Raw genomic sequence first — 24064 nt, 5'->3', positions numbered from 1 at the left:
GTGCGATCCAATCAGAACGTGACCTTCTGCTCATTCTGAGAGTCGTAGTCGGTTAGCTCCGCGTTGTCGCCATGGAGGAACCAGTCGAGATCGAGTCCCCCGGCAACGCTGTCGATCAGGCTGTCGTGAAGGAGATTGACGCCGGGCGTGAGAAAGGTATCGCCGTTATTGCGAGGACCGACACCCATTCCGCTGAGATTGGCGATCCGGGTGGCATAGTCGCGCTCGGAGGTCCATTCGCTGTAGACAGCTTCGAGCACCTGCTGTTCCTGGGCGCGGGGGACGGCAAGTTGCTCGCTCATCAGGAGGTCCTCGCCAAGTTCGCCATCCAGGATGTCGTTGCCGAAGATCGCGCCTAGACTGGCGATTAGCACATCGTTGCCTGATCCTCCAATCAATGTGTCGTCGGTGCCCTCGGCGCCGTCGCCCCCGGCCAGCAGATCGTGATCGGCGCCTCCGTCCACCTGATCGTTGCCGCCGCCAGCGAAAATACGATCGTGGCCATCGCCGCCGGTGATGATGTCGTTTCCTCCCTCGGCGCCATCGGTGACGAAGGCGTTGCCATCGCCAAAGATCAGATCGTCGCCGGATTCACCGTGCAGCGTGTCGGCGGCTCCTTCGGCGCCATCCTCGCCATAGAGGACGTCGTTGCCTGCGCCGCCAAAGATCAGATCCGCGCCTCCCTCGGCGCCGTCGTCGCCGTGCAGCTCGTCGTCCGCATCGCCGCCCGTCAGCGTGTCGCCTCCTTTGCCGCCATTGAGCATGACGGCCAGGGTGGTGAGTCCTGCGGCAGAAAGCTGATCATTGCCGGCCTGGCCAAATCCCTTGACGCGTCCGGTGACGCCGCTGGCATCGAACGTGAGATCGACGGCGGCGCCATTGAGCTGAGCGGCATGGACGCGCACAGTGTCGGGCGCCAGTTGAGTAAAGGTCGCCACATCGCTGCCAGTGGTGCCTCCCCAAACGAGATTGACCAGGCTGGGATTGATTTCGTCGGTGAGCAGCGCCCACTCGACTGTGGTAAACGTGATCGTCGCGGCGTTTTGGGCGCCGTGCTGATCGGTGGCCCAGACACGGACGGTATTGCCGCCCAGATTGGGAAGCGCGTGCGTGACCACTGCACCGCTGGTGACATTGGTCAGCGTTTCATCCACCGTCCCATTATTGTCCCAGTCGATCGCGAAGGTGAACGGGGCAGCCTGATCCGCGCTGGAGGGATCGTCGGCGGAGAGCACGAACGGGGCCGGCGCGCCGCGCACGATGACCGCTGGGCCAGCAATGCCGGCCTGCGGCGCCGAGTTGCCAATCGAAAGGGAGGCCGCCGCGGAGTCGGTGAATCCGCCATAGGTGTTGGTCACACGGACCGTCACCTCGCGCGTGCCCGGCCCATCATTGATTCCCAAGGCGCCAAGCTGCGCCCAGGTGAGCGTGGGACTGGCGCCAGTGGCGTCGCCATAGACGCTGTCGCCGTTGACGTCCCACGAAAAGCTCAATGGTCCGGCCACGCCGGACGGATCGGTGGCCAGCGCTGCCAGCGTCAATGTGTCGCCCTCGCTGATTCCGGGCACTTGAAGTAGATCGATGACCGGCAGCGCAGGGCTCACTACCTGGGCGCCAAGGGCGATGCTGAACTGTTGGCCGGTGGCGCCAACGGCCGTGTCTTGATCGGTGACAAGGATAAGTTGCGCGCTGTATTGACGCTCGCCGTCCGTGCCGTTGAATTGGACCGTGAGATTCTGCAGTTGCGCAGCGGTGAGCACCGTGCCCGGCGTGAACGTGGGCAGCGAGAAATAGGCGGCGTCGGGACCGATAATGGCGGCTGACGCGAGCGTAAGATTGGTAAGCGCGCCGAGGTCGCCATCGGTGGTGATGTTCTGAATCGATAGATTCTGCTGAAGGATGGCGCCCGGCAGCGCCGTGCCGAAACTCAAACTGTCGCTGCTGGAGTAGACCGGGCCGACACCATTGCCCGACAGTGCGAGTGCGCGGTTTCCGCTATCGCTGGTGACCGTGAGATTGGCGGTGTCGGCGCCGCGCGCGGCCGGAGTATAGGCATAGGCGACAGTGGCGGTGTCGCTGCCGAGGCTAGGATCTTGAAAGAGTGGATTGAACGACTGGGCGCCGCCGGAGAAATCTCCCGACGCTGCTGGAAACAGCAGGTTCTTGACCTTGGTGTAGTTGCCGCCGATGTTGCTGCCAGTCGCCGATCCGCCCGCCGACGTGCCGACGCGTACATTGCCGAAATTCAGCGTGTTAGTGCTCAGCGACAGATTGGCCGCCGAGAGCGCGCTGCCGATAAAGTATTGCTCCGCGCGCAGCGCGAGCGTGGCGTAGCCCGTGTTGTTGAGGTGAATTGGATCGGTGTTGTTCATCCGATTGGCGGGGGTGGGGAGCGCCGGATAGAGATCGGGCGGAAATACGCCCGAGGCGGGAAAACTCCCAAAGTAGCCTGAGTATCCACCAACGGAGTTGTTCAGGCCGTAGTTGTCGATGTGGGCGACTCTGCGGCTGGCGTTGGCGATCGCCGCCTTACCGCTCTCGGCGTCTTTGAAGCCTTGATTGACAGCGGCGTTTTGCACGAAGCCATCGTAGAAGACGTTGCCGGTCTTTATCACGCCGAGATTGAGTCGATAGGCGTCGGCCTGCGAACCGCTGATGGTGTCCCAAATGTTGAGGTAGTCGTAGCCCTCGATCACGACTTGAATATCGGGGCGGATGGCCAGGATCGCGCTGACCAGCGTTTGGACGTTGGATTGAATTGCCGCATAGACGGCTGCATTGCCGGGATTGTTGACATAGAAACCGCCGCCAAGTTGGCCCAACAGCATGTCGTTGCCGCCGGAGCTCAGCCAGACGATGTCTGCGTCGGGGTGCGCGTTGACGCGGTCGATGATGCCGCCGGGCGAATAGAGCTGTGACACATGCTGCGCGGCGGTGCCGCCGCCAAACGATTCGTTGTAGACCGGAGCGCCGGGATGAAACGAGTCGACCACATTCCCCAGACTGTTGTTGAAACCGGGCGCGGGAGGCGCCGAGCCAGGGGCGTTGGCGGCGATAAGCCAAGCCCAGCTATCGCCAATAGTGATGATGCCGGCAAGCAAATCGCGTGGTTCAAGCGATTCAAATTTCAGACGGTTTCTTCGACGTGACGCCTGCCAAGCTTGGAGGTTTCCGCTAAACGCCATTTTGACTCCTCAGCAGGTTAGAAAGCACTGCAAGTGCATCGCCGAAGGACAACAATTACGCGAGCTTGGTTGTTACTCGTTCTAAGGTCAGGTGAGACTGCCATTGTAGATGCGGTGGATTGTGGATTCGACGGCTCCACTGATTCCGCGCCTGCTTAGGTATATGGATCGTGCCATTGAATTGGCGTGCGCGACCATCCAAACGCGCGATTCGATTGGCGTGTGCGAAAATGAAACGCTTGTCGGATCGCGATATGTGCGGCACAATCATCGCACTTTCTCTAAATCCCCAATCTGCCCTTCGGCCTAGCGAACGGATGACGCCATGAAACTTACCCGCTCGGTAAGTTATGCCGTGGGCGTGTTGCTCAATGTCGCGCCGTCGGGCCCGCGCCAAACGATGACGGCGGCGCGCATCTCAGAGGGTTGTGAGTTTCCGCCGCGATTCTTGTATCGCATCCTGCGGCGACTGGTGGACTCGGGTTTATTGAAAGGAGTCTCTGGTCCGGGGGGCGGCTATCAGTTGGCCCGCCCCGCAAGCAAGATCACGCTCTTGCAAATCGTGGAAGCGGTGGAAGGCGAGCAGAAGGGGAGTCGATTGCCGCCGGTTTGCAAAGGGCATGCGCCGGCCATGCGACTGGTCAATGCGGTTTGCGCAAGCGCGGCCAAACGATTTAGCGATGAGCTGTCCCAGGTCACGTTGGCCAAACTATCGAGCGCGAATCGAAGTGCCAAGAAAAAGGGGTCGTCGGCCGCCGCAGCCAAACAAAAACCCAAAACGGCGCGCGCTGGCAAAAAGTCGCGAAGCTGATTTGCCGTCGCTGTATGGCCGCTGAGCGAAGCCGCGCCCGATGGATAATTGGGCTTTCAAATTTGCTGTGGAGCGGTTGGTTCACAGCGCGCGTCGCGAACCTGGCGCCACTGGGCGGCAAGCGTTTTTTTTTTACCGGAGACGCGAATCGGGACCGATCGGACGTACGATTGACCGGCGCACAAACCGTACGCCCGACCAGTCACAGATTCGTAAATTGCAAGCGGTGCTAAGTTCGGCTAGCCGGGAGCGCGGCTATTAGCGCCGAATGTCGTCCCGCCGGTTGGTTCAGACCATGCCCTTGAGGTTCTTGAGGGCGCGGACCTTGACCTTGCTGTACGCGGCCTTGGCCGGGCGGTCCATCAACTCCCCTGGCTTGAACGGATTGGGCACGTTCTTTTGGGCAGGGCGGGCCGCAACCTGTTGCTTGGTGATTTTCACCAGGCCAGGAATCTGGAACACGCCATTCCCTTTTTTGCCGAGAGCCTTTTCGATTTCGCTGGTTAGCGCGTCGAGGACGGCGCTAACTTCCTTCTTGGCCAAGCCAGTGGCCTCGGCAATGTTGTTGAGAACCTCACTCTTCGACGGCGCCTTGGCGCTCGGTTTCTTCGCTGGGGCCTTCGCCATAGCTGCAAAATCCTCCCTGCACAACGGCATGGAAATAGGGTGGGAATCGAAACACGACTCATCCGCTAGCGGACGGGATGATTAGAAACAGTCAAATCGAAAAAGCAAGCGTAAAACCCCTGAAAAACCGGCAAAAACGGCCTGATCCTCGCGCGATGGCGGCCGAATTCGCTGGTCCAGGAGTACGCGACGCCGTTTCGACAGAGCCGCCACTCGACAAAAAGCTAGCTCCGAGAAACGCCAAGTGCGGTGAAAAAGCTGGAAAAACACGAGAAACTTTGCCGCCTCGCCCGCGCGAGCCTGCCGAATATGCGGTCCCAGACCGGTCGGGACACGCTCCTGTCGATTGCCGCTGGTTGTCAAGCTTTGCGGACTGCGCGTAAGATAAAACTCAGACGGCCTTTAACGTCGCGCGTGCGGATCGGATACGGCACGCGGCTGAGTGGATTCGCGCCCAGGAGTCGTGCTGTGGATCTTCGATCGGTTGCTGGGCGTTCTGCCCTGCTTTGGCTGTCGGTCTGTTGTTGCCAAGCGCCCGCGCTGTGCCAGGCCGAGCCTCCGCCGGCTCAGGCCGCGGATGAAGCGCCCGCCAAAGAACAGCCCAACGCTCCGCCAGCGCAACCAAAGAATCAGATCCGACTCAATGTGCAGGTCCAGCCCGGGCGGGGTTTTGTGCCGGGACGCAACTTGCAAATGAATGTCATGTCGGCCGGCGAGGGACAGGAGTCGGTCGTGTTCGCCAAGGATCGCGAGTCGGAGCAACTACTCAAGAAGGCGCAGCGCTTTCTGGAAGAGAAGCGCTACAGCGAGGCGGTCCGCTCCTTGGGGACGCTGATCGGCGCGCCGGAAGACTTCTTTTATCAGGCCGATAGCGAGGCCGCGCTGCATCGCAGCCTGAAGGCCGAAGCGCAATCGATCCTGGCCCGCATGCCGCGCGAGGCGCGCGAAGTGTACGAGTTGCAATACGGCGCCGAAGCCGAGCAACTGTTGAACGACGCGCTCGAGCGGCGCGACTGGCAAGCGCTGGCCGATGTGTCGCGACGCTTCTTTCACACCAAAGCTGGTCGCAGCGCCACGTATTTGCTCGGCGCGTATCACTTCGATCACGATCGACCGCTCGCCGCCGCGCTCTGCTTTCGCCGGCTTGCCGATTCGGGAGACACCGCCGCGCTGGAACCGGGCCTGTCGCTACAGGCCGCCGCGGCGTGGGCGCGGGCAGGCATGGAGGATGCCGCGCGAGAGACTCTACTGCGCGCGAAGCAAAGATACGCAGGGGGCAAGGTCGCAATCGGCGGCGAAGAGATCGAGTGGTTTGACGCAGACGATCAGGCGCTGGCGTGGCTCAACCGCCAGATCGGCGACGACGGGCACATTGCGACGACCGCCAAGGATCAGTGGACCATGTACCGCGGCGACCCGGCGCGCAACGCCAAGACACACGGCGGCTCGCCTCTGTTGGACCATGAGGGGAACACCTGGTGGATTCCGGTCGCCGAGGAGCCAGGCGTCGAAAAGCTGGTGCGTCAACTGCGGCATACTTATCTCGACGCGAGTTTTACGGCGCTGCCCGCCTTGCATCCCTTGGTGGTGAACGATGTGGTGCTGATGCGCACCGTGACGACGTTGTTAGCAGTTGACTTCAAGAGCGGGAAGCGGCTGTGGAACGTGCCGGTGGAAGACGAGTGGGAAGAAGTGACCGACTTGCAAGGCGCCATCGCGCAGCAGGGGAACGCGGCGCAAGTGGTGTCGCTAGTTGATCAACGGTTGTGGGACGATCTGACCTATGGATGCTTGTCGAGCGACGGCGAGTATGTCTTCAGCGTCGAGGACTTGAATTTTCATCTGCCCGGCGCCGCGCACTTGAAAATGGTGGTGCTGCCCAATGGTAGGCGGGTGCCGGCGCCGGCCTGGCCACGGAGCTTCAATCGATTGGCGGCTCACGATATTCGCACCGGCAAGTTGAAATGGGAGCTGGGGGGCCCGCGCGGGGAATACGAACTGGAGATGGCGGGCGCGTTCTTTTTGGGTCCGCCATTGCCGTTGCAGGACAACGTGTACGCACTGGCTGAGCTGAACGGCGAAATTCGGCTGGTCGCGATCGACGCGCGCACCGGCAAAGTCGAATGGGCGCAGCAGTTGGCGGTGGTGGAACTTGATGTGCTGCAAGATCCCGCGCGGCGGTTTAGCGGCGTCTCTCCGTCGTACGCCGATGGCGTGTTGATTTGCCCCACCGGTTCGGGCGCCGTGGTGGCAATTGACCTGACGACGCGGACCCTGCTGTGGGGGCATCTGTATCCGAACCAACTGGCCAGCCAACCCAACGGAATCGGGCGCAGGATTGGCGCGGTGATGATGTTTGCCGGCAGGCCGCGCGACGAGGCGGATCGCTGGATGGACAGCGCCGCCACCATCGCCGACGGACGTGTGATTGTCACGCCGCTAGAGTCGGGAGAAATCCATTGCCTGAACCTCTTGGATGGGACATTGGCCTGGAAGCAGCCGCGCGGAGAGAACTTGTATGTGGCGGGCGTACATGACGGGCGCGTGTTGTTGGTCGGACGGAGCGGCATGCAAGCGCTGCGTTTGGAAGATGGCCAACCTGCGTGGGTTGAGCCGCTGCGGTTGCCCGGCGGCGCCAGTCCCAGCGGGCGCGGTTTCCTGTCGGGAGATCGGTATTATTTGCCGGTCACCAGCGCCGAAGTGCTCACGATCGACGTAACCACCGGCAAATTGATTGAGCGGTCGCGGTCGCGCAAGGGAGAAGCGCCCGGCAACCTGGTCGCCCATCAAGGGATGATCTTGTCGCAATCCGCGGAGGCATTGGAAGTCTTCTTTGAATTGGAGACGCTGCAGCAGCAAGTGGCCGCGGCGCTGGAGAAGAATCCGGCCGATGCCGAGGCTTTGGCGCAGCGCGGGGCGTTGGCGCTGCATCATGGCGACACGGCCGCCGCGGTGGTCGATCTGCGCAAGGCCCACCAGATAGCGCAGACGCCGCGCATTCGCAATCTATTGGTCGACGCGCTGTTTGACGCGATTGGCGAAGACTTTGAAAAGTACGCCGATGCCGGCCCCGAACTTCAATCGCTGGTCAGCACGCCGGAGGAGAAGAGCCGCTACTTGCGCTTGATGGCCGAGGGGATGCAGAAGAAGGGCAATGCGCGCGCGGCATTTGACCTCTATGCCCAATTGGCCGATCAGCCCGTGGCCGAGGGGTTGGAAAAGGTGAGCGACATCTTGCGCGCGCGGCGCGATCGCTGGGCGCAGGCCGGATTGGCGTCGATGTACGCTTCGCTGGCCGGCGCCGATCGGGCGGCCGTGGATCAACTCATTACGGACCGAGTCGCCGTGGCCTTGGCCACACGCAATGCCGACGAACTGAAACGCGTGTCGCGCTACTTTGGATTCCACCCCAGCACCGAACGCGCGCGGGCAGAACTGGCCGATCGCTTGGGCACGGCCGGAGATTGGTTGGCGGCGGAACTTACATGGCGACAGGTGGCCGCCGGCGGCGACGCCGTCTTGTCGCGACAAGCGACGGTTCGCCTCGCCCAATTGATGTTGCAGGCGGGGCGTCCTGAATCGGCGGCCAGCTATGCGCGTCGGCTGTCTGGCGAGCTAGCGGATGCGGTATGCCTGGAGGGCAAGACGGGGCGCCAATGGCGAGAGACGCTGTCGCAAGATGAGCGATTGCAGCACGTTGACCAAGACATATGGCCGCGCGGACGGATTATCAAGGAGCGCGATGATCGACAGGCGGCGACCGCACGATATTTCCAAGCGGAGCTGTTGGGAGGCAGCGACATTTATCCGCAGGAAATGACCATCGAAATGTCGCAAGATCGGCAAACCCTGGTGGGCCGCGATGGCCACGGCCGCGAACGCTGGAAGGCGTCGCTTGCCGAGTCGATGATGCGACAGAACTTGAATCCGAGCGTGTTGCAGGCGCGGGCCGTCGGCAATTTGGTGATGGTTTCGCTGGGACAACAGATTTTGGCGATCGACACTTTGGCCACGGGACCGGCCGGCATGGCCCGGGTGTTGTGGACGCAAGACTTATCTGAGGGCTTGCCTGGCATCGCCAACAACGTGGGGGTCCACGTTCGCCAAATTGAGTTGCAATGGGGCCAGCGGCGCAACTTGGTTAGCGATGGCTTTGGTCGACCGGTCGCGGTGTTGGGAGAATTGACCGCGAGCTACTTTTGCTTTCAACGAGCGCGCGAGCTGGTGGTGGTCGATCCGCTCAGCGGCGACACGCTATGGACGCGCGGCGATGTGGAGCCGGCCAGCGAGGTGTTCGGCGACGACGAACTGCTGTTCATTGTGCCGCCCAACGCCATGGAGGCGGTGGTGCTCAGCGCGATCGACGGGCACGAATTGGGGCGCCGGCCGGTGATGCCGGTCAATCAGCGCGTGCTCGCGCAGGGACGGCGGCTCATCAGTTGGCAACTGTCGCAGGGCAAGCACGTGTTCGAGATGACCGATCTGTGGGAGCAAAAGCCGATCTGGCGGCGCGAGTTTTCGTTTCATGCCAAAGCGTATCAGCTCGATCAGGAACTGCTGGGGATCGTCGATCCCAAGGGACAGTTCACGCTCATTTCACTAGTCGATGGCAAGACGCTGGTCGATTGCGAAATCGAGGCCGAGCCGCGGCTGTCCGAGATCTATCTGCTCGGTTCGCGCGAGCGGGTGTTGTTGTTCACCAACCGCGCGTGGGCCCATGGTCAAGATGGCATTTCGGTTCAAGCCGTGCCGGGAGTGCTCAACAATCCGTTGTTGAATGGCATGGCCTACGCGTTCGATCGTAAGACCGGACAGAAGCTGTGGCAGGCGTCCATTGACAAGCAAGGGCTGACGCTCGACCAGCCGCGCGAATTGCCAGTGCTGGTCTTCGCATCGCGTGTCTACGAGCGGCAGGCGGCGCAGGGCAACGTGAACACGCAGCCCTACACTTCGGTCATGTGCCTCGACAAGCGAACCGGCAAGGTGGCGTATCAAGAAAAAATGGCCGGTCATATCGGAATTTTCGAAATTGATTCGCGTCCGGAAGAACAGATCGTTGAACTAAAGCTGCTGCGCCATAGCGTGCGCATGAAGTTCACCGACGAGCCAATGCGGCCCGAGGAGGAAGCGGCCGCGGCAGACGCGGCGGAAAAGCCGGGCGAACCGGCAGATACCCTACCGCCGCAAGAGGCTGGTGAGGCGGCAGCGGCGGAGCCGGCAGAAGCGCCGCCGGCGGAAGCGAAGCAGGAGCCATCGCCCGAGGACCAGGGCCACTTGTGGCCACGGCGAAGCGCAATCAGAGTGGATAGTTTGGGATGGATCGAACCTCTAGCGGTGGAGCGCATTGTTTGAGCAAGTTCTGTTGGCTCGTGGCGATGTTGGCGCTTGTTTGTGCCGGCGGCATGCGGGCGCCGATTTGCTGCGCGGCCGATCTTGATCCGCGGTTGGAGCGATCGGTGTCGCGCGGGCTCGATTGGCTGGCGACCACGCAATCGCGCCTTGGCCATTGGGGCGCCAACAATGGACAGTATCCCACCGCCATGACAGCGTTGGCGGGCATGGCCTTGTTGGCCGAAGGCTCGACCACCACGCAAGGCAAGTATGCTGAGAACATTCGTCGAGCGGTCGACTACATCGTTAGCCGCAGCCGATCGAATGGGTTGATCGGCGATCCGACCCGTGACAATCGTTATACGTATGGGCATGGTTTTTCCATGCTGTTCTTGTCGCAGGTATTGGGAGACGAAGAAGACCTTGACCGTCGGCAGACCTTGGTCGATGTGCTCACGCGCGCGGCGCAGTTCAGCGGCGAAGCGCAGACGCCGGCCGGAGGCTGGGGGTATGTCAGCGCCAAAGACGGCGGGGACCGCGACGAAGGCTCGACCACCATCACCCAGGTGCAGGCGCTGCGCGGTTGTCGCAACGCCGGCATCCCGGTGCCGAAGGAGGTGATCGACAAGGCGATTGGCTATATCAAGCGCTGCACGCTGCCGGACGGCGGCGTGCAATACAGTTCGCAGGGGGGCGGCGCGCGACCAGCGATCACGGCAGCGGCCATTTCCTGTCTGTTCAACGCCGGAGAGTACGACGACGAATTTGTGCCGAAGCTGATGGATTACTGCCAGAAAAATTTGGCGAACATCAACAATCAAGGTTTTGGCCACTGGCATTACGCGCACTACTACTATTCGCAGGTGTTGTACCGCGAGGGGGGAAACACCTGGGATGACTACCGCGATAAAGTCGTCGCGAAGTTGATCAACGAACAATCGCCCGATGGCTCCTGGTCGCAAGGCTACGTGGGGCCGGTTTACACCACGGCGACCAATCTGGTGATCTTGCAACTCGAAAAGGCCTATCTGCCGATCTATCAACGCTGACGCGGCGTTTGCCGCGCACTAGTTTCCCAGCAATCCGAGCACTCAATGACTGAAACGCATCACACCGCGAGCGCGACCAGCATCGACCGCTTGCTGCAGGCGCGCGAACAGATCACCCAGCAACTGACGCAGGTGATCGTGGGGCAAGACTCCGTGATCGAAGAACTGCTGATCTCGCTCTTCAGTCGCGGACACTGCCTGCTGGAGGGTGTGCCCGGCCTTGCCAAGACCTTGATGATCAGCACGCTGGCGCGGACTTTGAACTTGTCGTTCAGCCGCATTCAGTTCACTCCCGACTTGATGCCGGCCGACATTACCGGCACCGAAGTGATCGAGGAGAACCGCACGACCGGCGGGCGCGACTTTCGCTTTCGTGAAGGGCCGTTGTTCGCCAATGTGATTCTGGCGGACGAAATCAATCGCACTCCCCCCAAGACGCAGGCCGCGCTGTTGGAGGCCATGCAGGAGCGCCAGGTGACGGTGGGGCGCCAGCGTCACGGGTTGGCCGATCCGTTCTTCGTGCTGGCGACGCAAAACCCCATCGAGCAAGAAGGAACCTATCTGCTGCCCGAGGCGCAGCAGGACCGCTTCATGTTCAAGGTGTTCGTGCGTTACCCCACGTTCGAGGAGGAATTCGAGGTCGCGCGGCGCACCACGTCGATCATGGCCGATGAGATTCGGCCCGTGCTGACAGCCGAGGAGATTTTGCAATTGCAGCGGATGGTGCGCGAGGTGCCGATCGCCGATCACTTGATCCGCTATACGCTGTCGCTGGTGCGGCAAACGCGGCGCGGCGAGTCGGGCGTGCCCGACTTCGTCGACGAGCAAGTGAGCTGGGGGGCTGGCCCGCGCGCGGTGCAGTTTTTGATCCTCGGCGCCAAGGCGCGAGCGCTGCTGAACGGCCGCGCGCATGTGGCCGCGGCCGATATTCAAGCGCTCGCCAAACCGGTGCTGCGGCATCGACTAGTGCTGAACTTCGCCGCTGAGAGCGAGGGAATCACCGCCGACGACGTGGTTGATCGGCTGGTTTCGATCACGCCCGACAAAGAAGACGAGCTGACCCGCGATGCCCGCTTCCAAAAGATTTTTGCATCCTGAGGCGATTGCCCGGATTGCGCGACTGGAACTGCGCGCGCGGCATATCGTCGAAGGCTTTTTATCGGGAATGCACCGCAGCCCCTACTTTGGGCAGTCGGTGGAGTTTGCGCAGCACCGCGAGTACACGCCGGGCGACGACTTGCGCCATGTCGATTGGAAGGTGTGGGGGCGGCAAGACCGGCTCTATGTCAAGCAATTCGAGGAAGAGACCAACTTGCGCGCGACGCTGTTGGTCGACGCCTCGCAAAGCATGCGCTACGGAACCGGCGCGCTCAACAAATACGACTACGCCTGCACACTGGCCGTGAGCCTCGCTTTTTTGGCGATCTTGCAGCAAGACGCCGTGGGTTGCGTGTCGTTCGACGAGCAGGTGCGCGCTAAAGTGCCGCTGGCGGCCAAACGCAATCATTTGCAATCGATCATCCAATCGCTCGACGTGCATCGGCCGGCCAATAAGACGTCGCTCGGGCCAATATTGGCGGAGGTGGCCGAAAGCTACCCCAAGCGCGGCATGATGATTTTAATTTCCGACCTGCTCACGGATCGCGACAGCCTGTTCAAGGGCCTGCGCATGCTGCGCCAGCGTGGGCACGACGTCATGCTGCTGCACGTCATGGATGACGACGAATTGGACTTTCCCTTCAACGGTCCGACGCGCTTCGAAGGCTTGGAGTCGACCGACTTTTTGAATTGCAATCCACGGGCGCTGCGCGAAGGCTACCTGGAGGCGCTGTCGCGGTTCTTGGACGACGTGCGCCGCCGCGCGGCGCAGCACACCGTCGATTACGCGCTGCTGCGGACCAGCCAGCCGCTCGACGCGGCACTGGCGACTTATTTGAGCAACCGATTGGGCATGCATCACAGGAATTGATAGGGAACGCTTCGCATCATGCCCGCTTTCGTACATCCCGCGCTGCTCTGGGGGCTAGGGCTCCTGGCGGCGCCCATCCTGATCCACCTGATCAACCTCTGGCGACATCGCCGGGTGGAGTGGGCGGCGATGGAGTTTTTGCTGGAGAGCCAGCGCAAGAATCGCCGTTGGGTGGTTTTGCGGCAGTTGTTGCTGTTGGCCGCGCGGATGGCGATTCTGGCCGCCTTGGTGTTAACACTGGCACAGCCGATCTTGGCCAATCGCTGGGGTTCCATCGTCGGGGGCGCGCGAACGCATCATGTTGTCCTATTGGACGACAGTTATTCGATGAGCGATCGTTGGGCCGAGGCGAGCGCATTCGATCGCGGACGCGCGGCGATCGAGCGCATTCTCGAACACGCCAACGCGGCGGGGGGCGGTCAGGTATTGACCTTGCTGCGTTACTCGCGAGCCGGCGGAGCGCGCGCCGCCGCGGCGCCCGATGTGACCGCCGCCCTCATCAACGCGGCGCTGCGCGAGGAATTGGCTGTCAAACTCAAGGCGCTGGCGCCTTCAGAAACTGCAAGCGGCCCGCAAGCTGCCCTGGCGGCCGCCGAGAAGTTGATCGACCGCGCGCGCGGCGAGCAGGTGGTGTTGTATCTGGTTTCGGATTTCCGCGCGAACCAGTGGCGACAGCCGCAGGCGCTGCGCGAGTCGTTGGCGGCGTGGAACGCCCGGGGCGCGCAGGTGCGGCTGGTGCGCTGCGTTGACAAGGAACATGAAAACTTGGCGGTGACCGCGCTGGCGCCGCAGCGCGGCATGTTGGCGGCCGGCGTGCCGTTCTTCATGGAAGCCACCGTGAAGAATCATGGCCGCGAGTCTGCCCGCGAAGTGACGCTCTCATTGCAAGAAGATGGCGCCAATCGCCCCGCCGTGGTGATCGACGAGATACCAGCCGGGCAAAGCGCCCAGCGGCGTTTTTTGGTGAACTTTCCCACCGCGGGCGAGCATGTGGTGCGGGCTTCGTTGGCGTCCGACAGCGTGCTGGCAGACAATCAGCGAGCGGCGGTGGTCAACGTGCCAGTGGGGTCGCCGGTCTTGATCGTGGATGGCGATCCAGAGGCCAGCGGCGCGCGGTTCTTGGCGCTGGCTCTGTCGCCGGGCGGGGCGATTCGCACCGGGGTCGACGCCAAGGTGGAAGCGCCGCGCTATCTGGTCGATCATCCGCTCGATAGTTTCAAAACGATCTTTCTCACCAATGTCGCGCAACTTGACGAGGCAGGAGTGGCCGCGCTAGAGTCGTTTGTGCGCGGCGGCGGAGGTTTGGGCATCTTCTTGGGCGAAGCCTCCGATTCGACGAGCGTGAACGAGCGACTCTATCGCGACGGCCAAGGGTTGATGCCGCTCGCGGTGACCTCGCCCACGCAATTGTTCGCCGACACCGTGGAGAAGCGGCCCGATCTGGAAGTGACCGATCACCCGATGTTTCGGGTGTTCGCCGGCGAGCGGAACAGCTTTTTGAGCGCTGTTTCCGTGGAACGCTATTTCACGGTGGCGAAGGACGCGGAGCAAAAAGCGGGGAGCAAGGCGCGGGTCATCGCGCGGCTGCGTAACGGAGCGCCGCTGGTGATCGAGCAGAAATTTGGCGCGGGGCGGGTGGTGGCCATGCTCACCACCGCGGCGCCCACCTGGAACAACTGGGGGCGCAATCCCAGCTTTGTCGTGGCGATGCTGGAGTTGCAATCGTATTTGGCCGCGCTCGACGAGCGCAAGCCGGCGCGTCTGGTTGGTAGTCCCATTGCGCTGGAGTTTGACGGGACGCGTTTTCAGCCGCGCATGCAGTTTGTAATTCCGGGGGAGGAAAGCGAGACCATCAATCACGACGCGCGGCGCGTGGATGGCAAGCTGCTGGCGGAGTTGGCAGACCCGGCGCAAGGCGGCATTTACGAGGCGCGCTTGACCACCACCGACGGGCGGATGGAGAGCCGCCGGTTTGTCGTGGATGTCGATCCGGAAGAAGGCGATTTGGCGATCGTCGAGCCGGCCGATTTGCAGCGCGCCTTAACGGGACTGCGCATGACCCTGGAGCGGGCCGACGACGTGCATGCCGCCAGCGCCGATCTGGCGGGTTTGCAACTGAGCGACAGTCTGCTCTTGGCGCTGCTCGCGCTACTATTGGGCGAGCAGGCGCTAGCGTATCGCAACAGCTACCACGCGGCGCGATCCGGGGGGCGCGGATGAGCCACGGCATGTTGCTCGCGGCCACGACAAGCCGCACGTACTTTGAGTGGGGACGGGTACACGCCAATAGCGATTGGATTGCGCCGATCCTCGCGCTGGTCGCGACCGCCGCCTATGTGGTGTGGCTGTACCGGCGCGACGCGGCCGAATTGGGACCGGCCGTGCGAACGCTCTTGGTCGGTTTGCGGTTGGCCGCGATCGTTGGGGTGTTGTGGATTTACTTGCAGCCACAATGGCGCACCGAGCACGACGTGACGACGAATTCGCAGGCTGTGCTGCTCGTCGACACCAGCTTGAGCATGGGTTTGGCCGATGAGAGTTTTCCGTCATCAGCCGGCGCTCCCAACCGCGCGCAACGGGTGATGCAGGCGCTCAAGGGCGAAAAGCTGCTCGGCGAATTGCGAAAGACTCACGATGTCACCGTGGCGCGATTCGACGCTTCGGCGAGCGACATCGTTTTGCTGCCGAAGCTGAGCGCGACAAGCACATCGGCCAAGAAGCCATCGCCAGATGCGGAAATAGCAAAGCCAATCGATTGGGCGACGGCGCTGGCGCCGCGCGGCACCGAGACGCGACTTGGTCAGGGGCTGCGTGAGGCGCTGATCGCCCAGCGCGGCGGGCCCATCTCGGGCGTGGTGCTGTTTACCGACGGCGGACAAAACTCGGGCCCCGGCCCCAAGCAGGCGCTGGAGATCGCCCAACAGCTTGGCGCGCGGATTCATGCCGTGGGGCTAGGGTCTGATCGGCAGCCAATCAACCTGCGGATCGCCGATCTGACCGCGCCGGCCCGAGCTTATCCAGGCGACAGCTACACGGTGACCGTGTTTGTGCAGGCCCAGGGAATGGCGGGCCGGTCAGTGCGTTTGGAGCTTTTGACCTCCGCTAGCGCAACGGGCGATCGCGCGGCGGAAGCGGGAGTCATTGAAGCCGCCAGCGAGTTGCGATTGGGCGCTGATGGCGAAACCGTGCCGGTGCGGTTCGACCTGACGCCGACCGAGCCCGGCAGACGCACGCTTACCGCGCGTGTGGTCGCGCCGGCGGACGACAGTAATCCCAACGACAATCAGCAGCAGGCCGAGGTCGAGGTGGTCGACGAGAAGACCCGCGTGCTGTTGTTCGCAAGCGGACCGACGCGCGAGTACCGATTTTTGCATACGCTATTGTTTCGCGACGATCATGTGGAGGTCGACGTGCTGCTCGGCACGGCGCAGGAGGGCATTTCGCAGGAAGCCCGGCGAATTCTCGACACGTTTCCGGCAACCCGCGAAGAGCTAGACGAATACGATTGCATTGTGGCGTTCGATCCCGATTGGCAATCGCTGCCAGCGGCGACAATCGACGCGCTGGAGCATTGGGTCGCCGATCAAGCGGGCGGACTGGTGCTGGTTGCCGGTCCGGTGCATTCCGATACGTGGGTAGAGAAGCCGGAACTGACGAAGATTCGAGATTTGTATCCGGTCGAGTTTCGGCGTCGATTCGCATTGTCGGAAACCTCGACGCCGACGGCCAACGACGCCTGGCCTTTGGAGTTCACGCGGGAAGGACTGGAGGCCGACTTTCTGTGGCTTGGCGATTCGGCCGGCGCCAGCCGCGAGGCCTGGACGGGGTTTGGCGGCGTCTATCAATGTCTGGAAGTGCGCGGGCCCAAGCCGGGCGCCACGATTTATGCAAGATTCGCTGAACCAAACACCGAGCCCGATGGGGGGCGACCCTACTTTTGCGGGCAGTTTTATGGCGCCGGACGGGTTTTCTACCTGGGCAGCGGCGAAATGTGGCGTTTGCGCTCGCTCGATCCGGCGCATTTCGAGCAGTTTTATACCAAGCTGGTTCGGCATGTTTCGCAGGGACGCTTGATGCGTGGCTCGAGCCGGGGTGTGCTGCTCGCGGATCGAGAGCGTTATTTCCTGGGGCAAACGGTTGAAGTTCGCGCTCAGTTGACCACTCCGCAACTAGAACCACTCGAAGCGGCGTCAGTGTCGCTGGCTGTCGCTCGACCGGACGGAACGACGGAGAACGTGGTGCTTTCGGCTGATGGGGTGCGGGTGGGGAACTTTAGCGGTCAATTTGTCGTCTCACAGGAAGGCGCCTACGAATTGGAGTTGCCGTTGCCGGGCGGCGGCGAGCAGAGTTTGACGCGGCGGATTCAATCGCGCGTGCCCGACCTGGAGCGAGAGAATCCCAGCCGCAACGACGCGCTCTTGACGGAAATTACCAAGACGGGGGGAGGACGCTATTACATTGGTGTCGAGGACGCACTCGGTATGCGACAGTCGCCGGCGGTCTGGGCCGAGTTGCCCGATCGCAGCCTGATTCGACCGCAAAGCGAAAAGCCTCGCTCGCTTTGGGATAATTGGCAGGTCATGACGGCGATTGCTGGCTGCCTGTGTCTGGAATGGCTGGTGAGGCGATTTGCGAAGTTGGCGTAATCCGCAAGCGCAGCCAGAGGCTTGGCATGCTGAGCGAGGGGGCGGCTAGGCATTTTGCCGACCGATAGAATGAAGCAACTTCAAAACAACAACGAGATCGGCGACGCGAGAACGGGCAGATACGAACGTCCAAACTCACCAGTTATTGATGGCTGAACAACTCGCCACAACCGAGACTGCGCCGATCGAGCGGGTGCTTAGCGCGCTGGCTGCGCGAGTGCGGCGCTATGTCATTGCGCGAGGAGTGGCCCAATGGTTGGCCGCGGTCGCGGTGGCCGCCTGGATCAGTCTGGCGATCGATTGGCTCTTCGAACCGTCGCGCGGCGTGCGAATCGCATTGATCGGTGTCGCGGTCGGCGTCCTGACCTATTTGCTTTATCGATTTCTGCTACGCGACGCGCTGACGAGGCTATCGCGCCGTAACATGGCGATTGTACTGGAGCGGCGATTCCCCGAACTCGGTGATCGACTGCTGACGGTGGTTGATCCGGTACCGGTCGACTTGCCCGAGGGAGACGAGCAGCACGCGGCCATGCTGTCGGCGACGGAAGCGGCCGTGACAGAGGCGGTCGGCCGGCTTGATCTGGACAAGGTGTTCAATCCGGCGCCGCTGGCGCGCAGCGCGCTAGTTTGCGCGCTGTTATTGGTGTCGCTAGTGGGTCTGGGACTGTCGGCGTCCGAGGTGATGCGCGTTTGGGGGCGGCGAGCGCTGGGCCTCTCCGACGAGCTCTATCCGCGCAAGACGCGATTGGTGGCGCCGGGCTTCCAGAACGGTCCGGTGAAGGTGGCTCGCGGCGCCGATTTTCAGGTGGTGGCGCAGGCCGATACCGGTATGTTGGTGCCCGACTCGGTGCAGATTCAATACCGGACCGCGGGGGTGCGCGAGCGCTCCTCGATGGATCGCGAGGGGAACGCCGATCCCGGCAAGGAGCCGTTCCAAAAATTCTCCTATACCTTCAATGTGCTCGCTCCGATCGAGTTCGACCTGGTGGGGGGGGACGATCGGGTTGACGACTTGCAGATCGTGGTGGTTGAGGCGCCGGCCGTCGATGTGCATCAAACGGCGCTGGCCGTGCGATTTCCCGAATATCTGGGACGCAGTCCGCACGATGTGCCGGTGACCGGGGTGGTGCAATTACCGCGGGGAACCGAGTTTGTGGTGCGCGGTCAGGCGAACAAGCTGTTGACGCGCGTGGCGATGACCCTGGCCGACGCTCCCGATGCGCAGCCGACGGAGATTGTGCCGAGCGCCGACGATCGACGGCGATTTGAGACGGCGCCGCAGCCGGTCGACGGAAATCGGACCTATTTGTTTACGCTGCACGACGCCGATGGCATTCAAAGCCGGGAGCCGTGGCGATTGACGGTCGAGGCAATTCCCGACGAACCGCCGAAGTTGTCATTGCGTTTGCGCGGAATTGGCGCCGCGATCACGCCCGCGGCCCGCATACCGCTGACAGGCACAGTGACAGACGACCACGCGCTAGCGCGAATCTGGTTCGAGCAGAGCATTGCCAGCGCGGCCGATGGCGAAGATGAAAAGGGCGAGGCCGCTGCCAAGGATGCGACGGCAAAGATTGTCGAGCGCGACGCGACGGTCGACGCGCGCGGCCAGTTGGAACAACCCATCGACGAAGCGCTGGAAGCGCGTGAGCTGAATTTGCGGCCCGGTCAGCGCCTGACATTGGTCGCCAAGGCTCAGGACAATTGTGCGCTGGATCAAGGGGTTGGCGTGTCGGCGAGCGAGGCGTTTGCCTTGGAGGTTGTCACCGCGGAGCAATTGCGGGCGATGTTGGAGTCGCGCGAGCTGAATCTGCGCCGGCGCTTCGAACAACTGATTGGCGAGGTGAGCGAGACTCGCGACGCGATCAGTCAGGTCCGCGTCGAGAAGCCGGCGCAGACTGGCGATCCGGCGTCAGACGATCGGGTTGATGAGCGTTTGCTGGCTGTGGAACGCGCCGCGCAGAATGCGCGGAAGAACGCCGACGAGACATTGGGGGTGGCGGTTTCGTTCGACGAGATTCACGATGAGTTGGTGAACAATCGCGTCGACACCGAGGAGCTGAAACTGCGTTTGAAGCAAGGCATCGCCGAGCCGCTGCGACAACTTGCCGCGGCTGCCTTTCCGGAACTGGATCGACGATTTACCGTGCTGCGGCAGGCGATTACCGCGGATTCGCAGGCCGCCGAGGTGGCCCGGGCAGGCGCCCAGCAGCAACTCGATGTTATTCTGGTACAGATGCAGGGCGTGCTCGGAAAGATGATGGAGATGGAGACGTTCAACGAGGTGGTCGACATGCTGCGCTCGATCATCGACTCCCAGGAAAAGCTCAACGACGACACCAAGTCGCAGCGCAAACGTTCGGTCCGAGAGTTACTGGAAGAGTGATCCCCCAGGGTTCCATGAGCGCGAAGTCGCTTAGCGAATCTCGATTTGCGTTTGGCACGCGGCGCCTGCTGCGCGTGGCAGCATGGCTGCTGGCGCCTGTTGTTTGCGCGGGGATGGCTTGGGGGGCGCCGGAGGATGCGCCAGCCCCCGATGTCGAGACGGCCCCAGGAGAGACGGCGAAGGAAGAGTCGCCATTGGGTTCTGCCGAAGAGCAACTGGCCAAACAGTATCAACGATTTGAAGAAGTGTTGCTTCGAATGGCCGAACTGACGGCCAGCGAAGATCCGCAGCGCGCGGCGTTGCTTCGGCAGGCGGTTACTCGCAGCAAGAAGCGATTAATCGCCGGGCAGTTCGACAAGTTGGTCGAACTATTGCAACAAGACCGTCTGGCCGTGGCGGTCAACCAGCAGAAAGACCTGACGGGCGACCTCAAGGGCCTGTTGGAGCTATTGTTGAGCGAGGATCGCGCCAAGCGATTGGAGTCGGAACAAGCCCGCGTGCGGGCATACCTCAAAGAACTCAATCAACTCATTCAGCAGCAGGAGGGAGTTCAGGCGCAGACGCGCAGGGCGGGTGAAGCCACGGAGCAGGTCGCCGAACGACAAGCCAAGCTGGAAGATCGCACCGGCAAGCTGGCCGACCAGATGAAGAAGGACAACGACGCCTCGCGCGAGGCCGAGGAAGAAACCAAGGACGAATCGGAAGACACGCCACAGGCCGCTGAGTCCGACGACGCGCCTGCGAAAGAAGGCCAGTCGAGCAGGCCGAGCGGCGAAGACTCGAAGGAAAAGAAGCCGTCCGCCGACGAACAGAAGCCCAGCGACTCGCCGGGCGAAAGCGAATCGAAAGAAAAGCCGGCCGATGCCGGGGGAGAGCCAAAGCCGGGTGGGCAAGCGCCGATGCCGGGTGGGGAGTCGCCGATGCCGCCATCGGCAGGCGACGCCAGCCAGAGCCAATCGCAGCAACCCCGCGACTCAGCCCAACAGCGATTGGACGCCGCGCGCAAACGCATGCAGCAGGCCCAAGAAAACCTAAAGCAGGCCCAACGCGATGATGCGCTGCAGCAGCAGAGCAAAGCGCTGGAGGAACTGGAACAGGCCAAGGCCGACCTGGAGAAGATTCTACGTCAGTTGCGCGAGGAAGAACTGGCGCGGATGCTGACCATGCTCGAAGCGCGATTTCGCAAGATGCTCGATGAGCAAAACAAGGTGTACGACGCGACAATCCGCCTGGCCAGTGTCCCCGAGCCAGAACGTGGGCGTAGCGTGGAGATCGAGTCGGGCCGACTCGGTCGACAGGAGTCGATGATCGCGCTCGACGCCGATCGGGCGCTGCAACTGTTGCGCGACGACGGCACCGCGATCGCCATGCCCGAGGCCGTACGCGAAATTCGCGACGATATGCAGCAGGTGGCCGAGCGATTGGGGCAGACGCGAATCGACGACCTGACGCGCGGCATCGAGGAGGACATCATCGCCGGACTGGAAGAAATTCTGGCGGCGCTCGAAAAGGCGAAGAAGGATCTGGAGCAGCAACAGCAGGAGGGTCAACCACCCCCGCCCGGCGAAATGCAAGAGCCCCCGCTAGTCGACCGATTGGCGGAGATTAAAGTGATTCGGGCGCTGCAAATGCGGGTCAATCGCCGCACCCAAAGTTATGCGAAACTAGTGGAAGGAGAGCAGACCGCGGACGCCGAGATCCTCAGGGCGCTCGCCGAACTGGCCGAACGCCAAGAGCGGATCTTTCGCACCACGCGCGACTTGGCCCAAGAAAGGAATCGATGACAAAGCAAGCGCGACTGATGATCTTGCTGGCGGCGCTGATATGCGGCGCCAGGTGTTCGCTGGCCGAGGGCGTGCGCGATCCATTTGATCGCGAGCCGCAGCTCAAGTCGTTGACTACCGCGGAGGCGCGGCAGCGTTTCGATGCCTGGCTTGATGCGCACGACGCTTCGGAAACCGCGCGCGCGGACGCAGCGGAATTGTGGGCCAATGGCGACGACCCGCGGGGCGCCGAACTGCTGGAACGGGTGGCGCGCAGCTTTGCCGTGGTCGACGAGCGCGCGGCGCGGATTGTCGCTACCTGCGACAGCGACGCTGTTCTGGCCCTACCAGACGCGGCCTGGCTGACGGAATCCGCGGAAAAAGATTTCGAGCGCGCTAACCTGCGGCTGTTGTATGGTCGGTGGCTGGCGAAGCATCAGCTTTACGAAGAAGCTCGTCAGCAATTAGAAGGATTGACGCCGGACGATGTAATTGATCCGGCGACGTTGTTGTTTTATCAGGCGGTGAGTTATCACCGGCTCTTGGATCAGGAGCAGGGTCTGAGTGTCCTCAAGCGATTGCAGCACGACGTGGCGGACAGCCCCGAGCGCTATCTGGCGGTGGCCACGTTGATGCAAAGTGACCTCGAAGCCCTGGAGGAGGAATCGCTCGATCATATTTCGCGTCGGATGGACGATATTCGCCGCCGGCTCGACCTGGGACGCGCGGGACCAAAGACGCGCGAGGTCGAAGACGGGGTGATCGCTTCGCTCGACAAGATGATCGAGGAGATGGAGCAGCAACAGCAACAACAGCAGCAGCAACAACACAGCGGAGGAGGATCGAACACACCTGCTATGCCGATGCCCGACAGCCGCATTGCCGGGGGCGCTGGCCCCGGCGAGACGAAGCGCCGCGATCTGGGCGACACGTCAGGCTGGGGAGCGTTGCCCCCCAAAGAACGTGAGGCGGCGTTGCAGCAAATCGGCAAGGATTTTCCCTCGCATTATCGCGACGTAGTGGAGGAGTATTTCCGCCGCTTGGCCAGTCAACGCCCTGCCGGCGCCGGAGAATAACGCATGTTGTCACTGCTGTTGATTTCGATCGTCGCCGCGACGAACTGGGAAGTGGAGTTGCAGACCGTGGATGGCCGCGCGGTGCGCGGCGCTGTGGAGCGGATCGGCGCGACGGAACTGGTCGTGCGGACCGTCGACGCGACGGTGACGCTGCCCGCTGCTGACTTGCTGCAATTAGCGCCGGCAAGCGGCGTGCAGGCGGCCAAGAATCATGATGCGAAGTTCGTGGTCGAGCTAGCAGGCGGCAGCCGCTTGCGGGCCGCTGGCTATTTGGTGGACGGCGATGCGGCGCAAGTGGAGTTAAAGGATGCGCCGCCGCTCAAGGCCGCGGTCCGTAGCGTCCAGTCGGTGTATGACGCCGATGCCACTGAGGCCGAGTTGCAACAATGGCGCAAAATCAATGAGGGAGAGGCCGTCGCCGATGTGCTGGTGGTGCGTAAAAAGGACGCGCTCGATTTTCTTGAAGGCGTGCTGCACCGCGTAACCGGGGAGCATGTCGAATTCGAGGTGGATGGCGAAACAATCCCCGTGAAATGGAGCAAGGTGTTTGGCTTTGTATATCAACCGCGCGCGCGGGACATCCCCGCAGCGAGCTGCCGCATCTTTGCTAGTGGCGGCGCGGAGTTCGCCGCGCGCGAGTTGCAATTGGCGGGCGACGCGCTGCAAGTGGTCCTGACCACAGGCGACGCCATGTCGATTCCGCTTGGACGAGTCGAGCGTATCGACTTCTCGCACGGCAAGGTGCTTTACCTCAGCGACTTGGATTGGGATGCGAAGCAATCGGAGCGTCAATCATTTTTTGGCGCGACGACGCCAATCGATGCGCCTCATGATCTGTTTACGCCGCAGCGCGACCGCGCGCTGGATGGCGGCGAACTACTGTTAGCCGGCAAATCGCATGCGCGTGGCGTTGCGCTGCACAGCCGCACGCGGTTGGTTTATCGCCTGCCGGATGGATACCAGCGATTCACCGCGCTAGCGGGCATCGACGATCGCATGGATCGGCGGGGGGATGTCGTCGTGGCGATTGAAGGCGATGGCCGCCGGTTGCTGCAGTTCGAAGCGCGCGGCGGGCAGCCGCCGACGCCGATCGACCTGGACATCACCGGCGTGCAGCGGTTGGCCATTGTGGTCGACTTTGGCGAGAATCAGGACGTGGCCGATCATCTCAATCTTTGCGAGGCCAAGTTGATGCGATGAAGCACATGCTCTTGTGGT

Annotated in this window: 13 protein-coding genes; 11 read left to right on the top strand and 2 right to left on the bottom strand. The window is 62.3% G+C overall.

From position 1 onward, the window contains the following. Positions 1–11 precede the first annotated feature (11 nt). Positions 12–3101: a PKD domain-containing protein gene (locus K1X71_13520; protein ID MBX7074158.1), complete on the bottom strand. Its 3090-nt coding sequence runs from the start codon at positions 3099–3101 to the stop codon at positions 12–14. Positions 3102–3510: 409 nt separating this feature from the next. Between K1X71_13520 and K1X71_13515 the strand changes: the two genes are divergently transcribed. Next, positions 3511–3996, top strand: a complete 486-nt coding sequence (locus K1X71_13515; protein MBX7074157.1) for an Rrf2 family transcriptional regulator — start codon at positions 3511–3513, stop codon at positions 3994–3996. A 288-nt stretch (positions 3997–4284) separates the two neighbouring features. Here K1X71_13515 and K1X71_13510 read toward each other — a convergent pair whose 3' ends face one another. Continuing rightward, positions 4285–4623 carry an HU family DNA-binding protein gene (locus tag K1X71_13510; GenBank protein MBX7074156.1) on the bottom strand — a complete coding sequence of 113 codons (339 nt, stop codon included), beginning with the start codon at positions 4621–4623 and terminating at the stop codon, positions 4285–4287. A 468-nt stretch (positions 4624–5091) separates the two neighbouring features. On the opposite strand from K1X71_13510, the gene K1X71_13505 reads away from it, so the two are divergent. From K1X71_13505 to K1X71_13460, 10 genes are all read left to right on the top strand, one after another. Further along, on the top strand, positions 5092–9975 hold the full coding sequence (locus K1X71_13505; GenBank protein ID MBX7074155.1) for a PQQ-binding-like beta-propeller repeat protein: 4884 nt from the start codon (positions 5092–5094) through the stop codon (positions 9973–9975). Further along, positions 9939–11003, top strand: coding sequence for a terpene cyclase/mutase family protein (locus K1X71_13500; protein ID MBX7074154.1), 1065 nt, complete (start codon positions 9939–9941; stop codon positions 11001–11003). Before K1X71_13505 ends, K1X71_13500 begins: the two co-directional genes overlap by 37 nt. A gap of 45 nt (positions 11004–11048) precedes the next feature. Then, positions 11049–12101, top strand: a complete 1053-nt coding sequence (locus K1X71_13495) for a MoxR family ATPase (protein ID MBX7074153.1) — start codon at positions 11049–11051, stop codon at positions 12099–12101. Next, positions 12070–12972, top strand: a complete 903-nt coding sequence (locus K1X71_13490; protein MBX7074152.1) for a DUF58 domain-containing protein — start codon at positions 12070–12072, stop codon at positions 12970–12972. Before K1X71_13495 ends, K1X71_13490 begins: the two co-directional genes overlap by 32 nt. Positions 12973–12990: 18 nt before the next feature. After that, entirely contained in the window at positions 12991–15192 is a 2202-nt protein-coding gene (locus K1X71_13485; protein ID MBX7074151.1) for a BatA domain-containing protein, read from the top strand. A gap of 8 nt (positions 15193–15200) precedes the next feature. Further along, complete coding sequence (locus K1X71_13480) at positions 15201–17618, top strand: hypothetical protein (protein MBX7074150.1); 2418 nt, start codon at positions 15201–15203, stop codon at positions 17616–17618. Between the two features lie 148 nt (positions 17619–17766). After that, positions 17767–20007, top strand: coding sequence for a hypothetical protein (locus K1X71_13475; GenBank protein MBX7074149.1), 2241 nt, complete (start codon positions 17767–17769; stop codon positions 20005–20007). A 14-nt stretch (positions 20008–20021) separates the two neighbouring features. Further along, positions 20022–21791 (top strand): hypothetical protein, encoded by a 1770-nt coding sequence (locus K1X71_13470; protein MBX7074148.1) that lies wholly within the window; start codon positions 20022–20024, stop codon positions 21789–21791. Beyond that, the gene (locus K1X71_13465) at positions 21788–22846 is read left to right on the top strand and encodes a hypothetical protein (protein ID MBX7074147.1); all 1059 of its coding nucleotides are present in this window, start codon (positions 21788–21790) and stop codon (positions 22844–22846) included. The genes K1X71_13470 and K1X71_13465 overlap by 4 nt, the downstream gene beginning before the upstream one ends. Positions 22847–22849: 3 nt before the next feature. Then, positions 22850–24046: an NPCBM/NEW2 domain-containing protein gene (locus K1X71_13460; GenBank protein ID MBX7074146.1), complete on the top strand. Its 1197-nt coding sequence runs from the start codon at positions 22850–22852 to the stop codon at positions 24044–24046. Positions 24047–24064: the final 18 nt, after the last annotated feature.

The organism is Pirellulales bacterium (genome assembly GCA_019694455.1).
GTDB lineage: Bacteria > Planctomycetota > Planctomycetia > Pirellulales > JAEUIK01 > JAIBBY01.
Note: the sequence above shows the minus strand (reverse complement) of the source record. Positions and strands in the feature narration are given on the sequence as shown.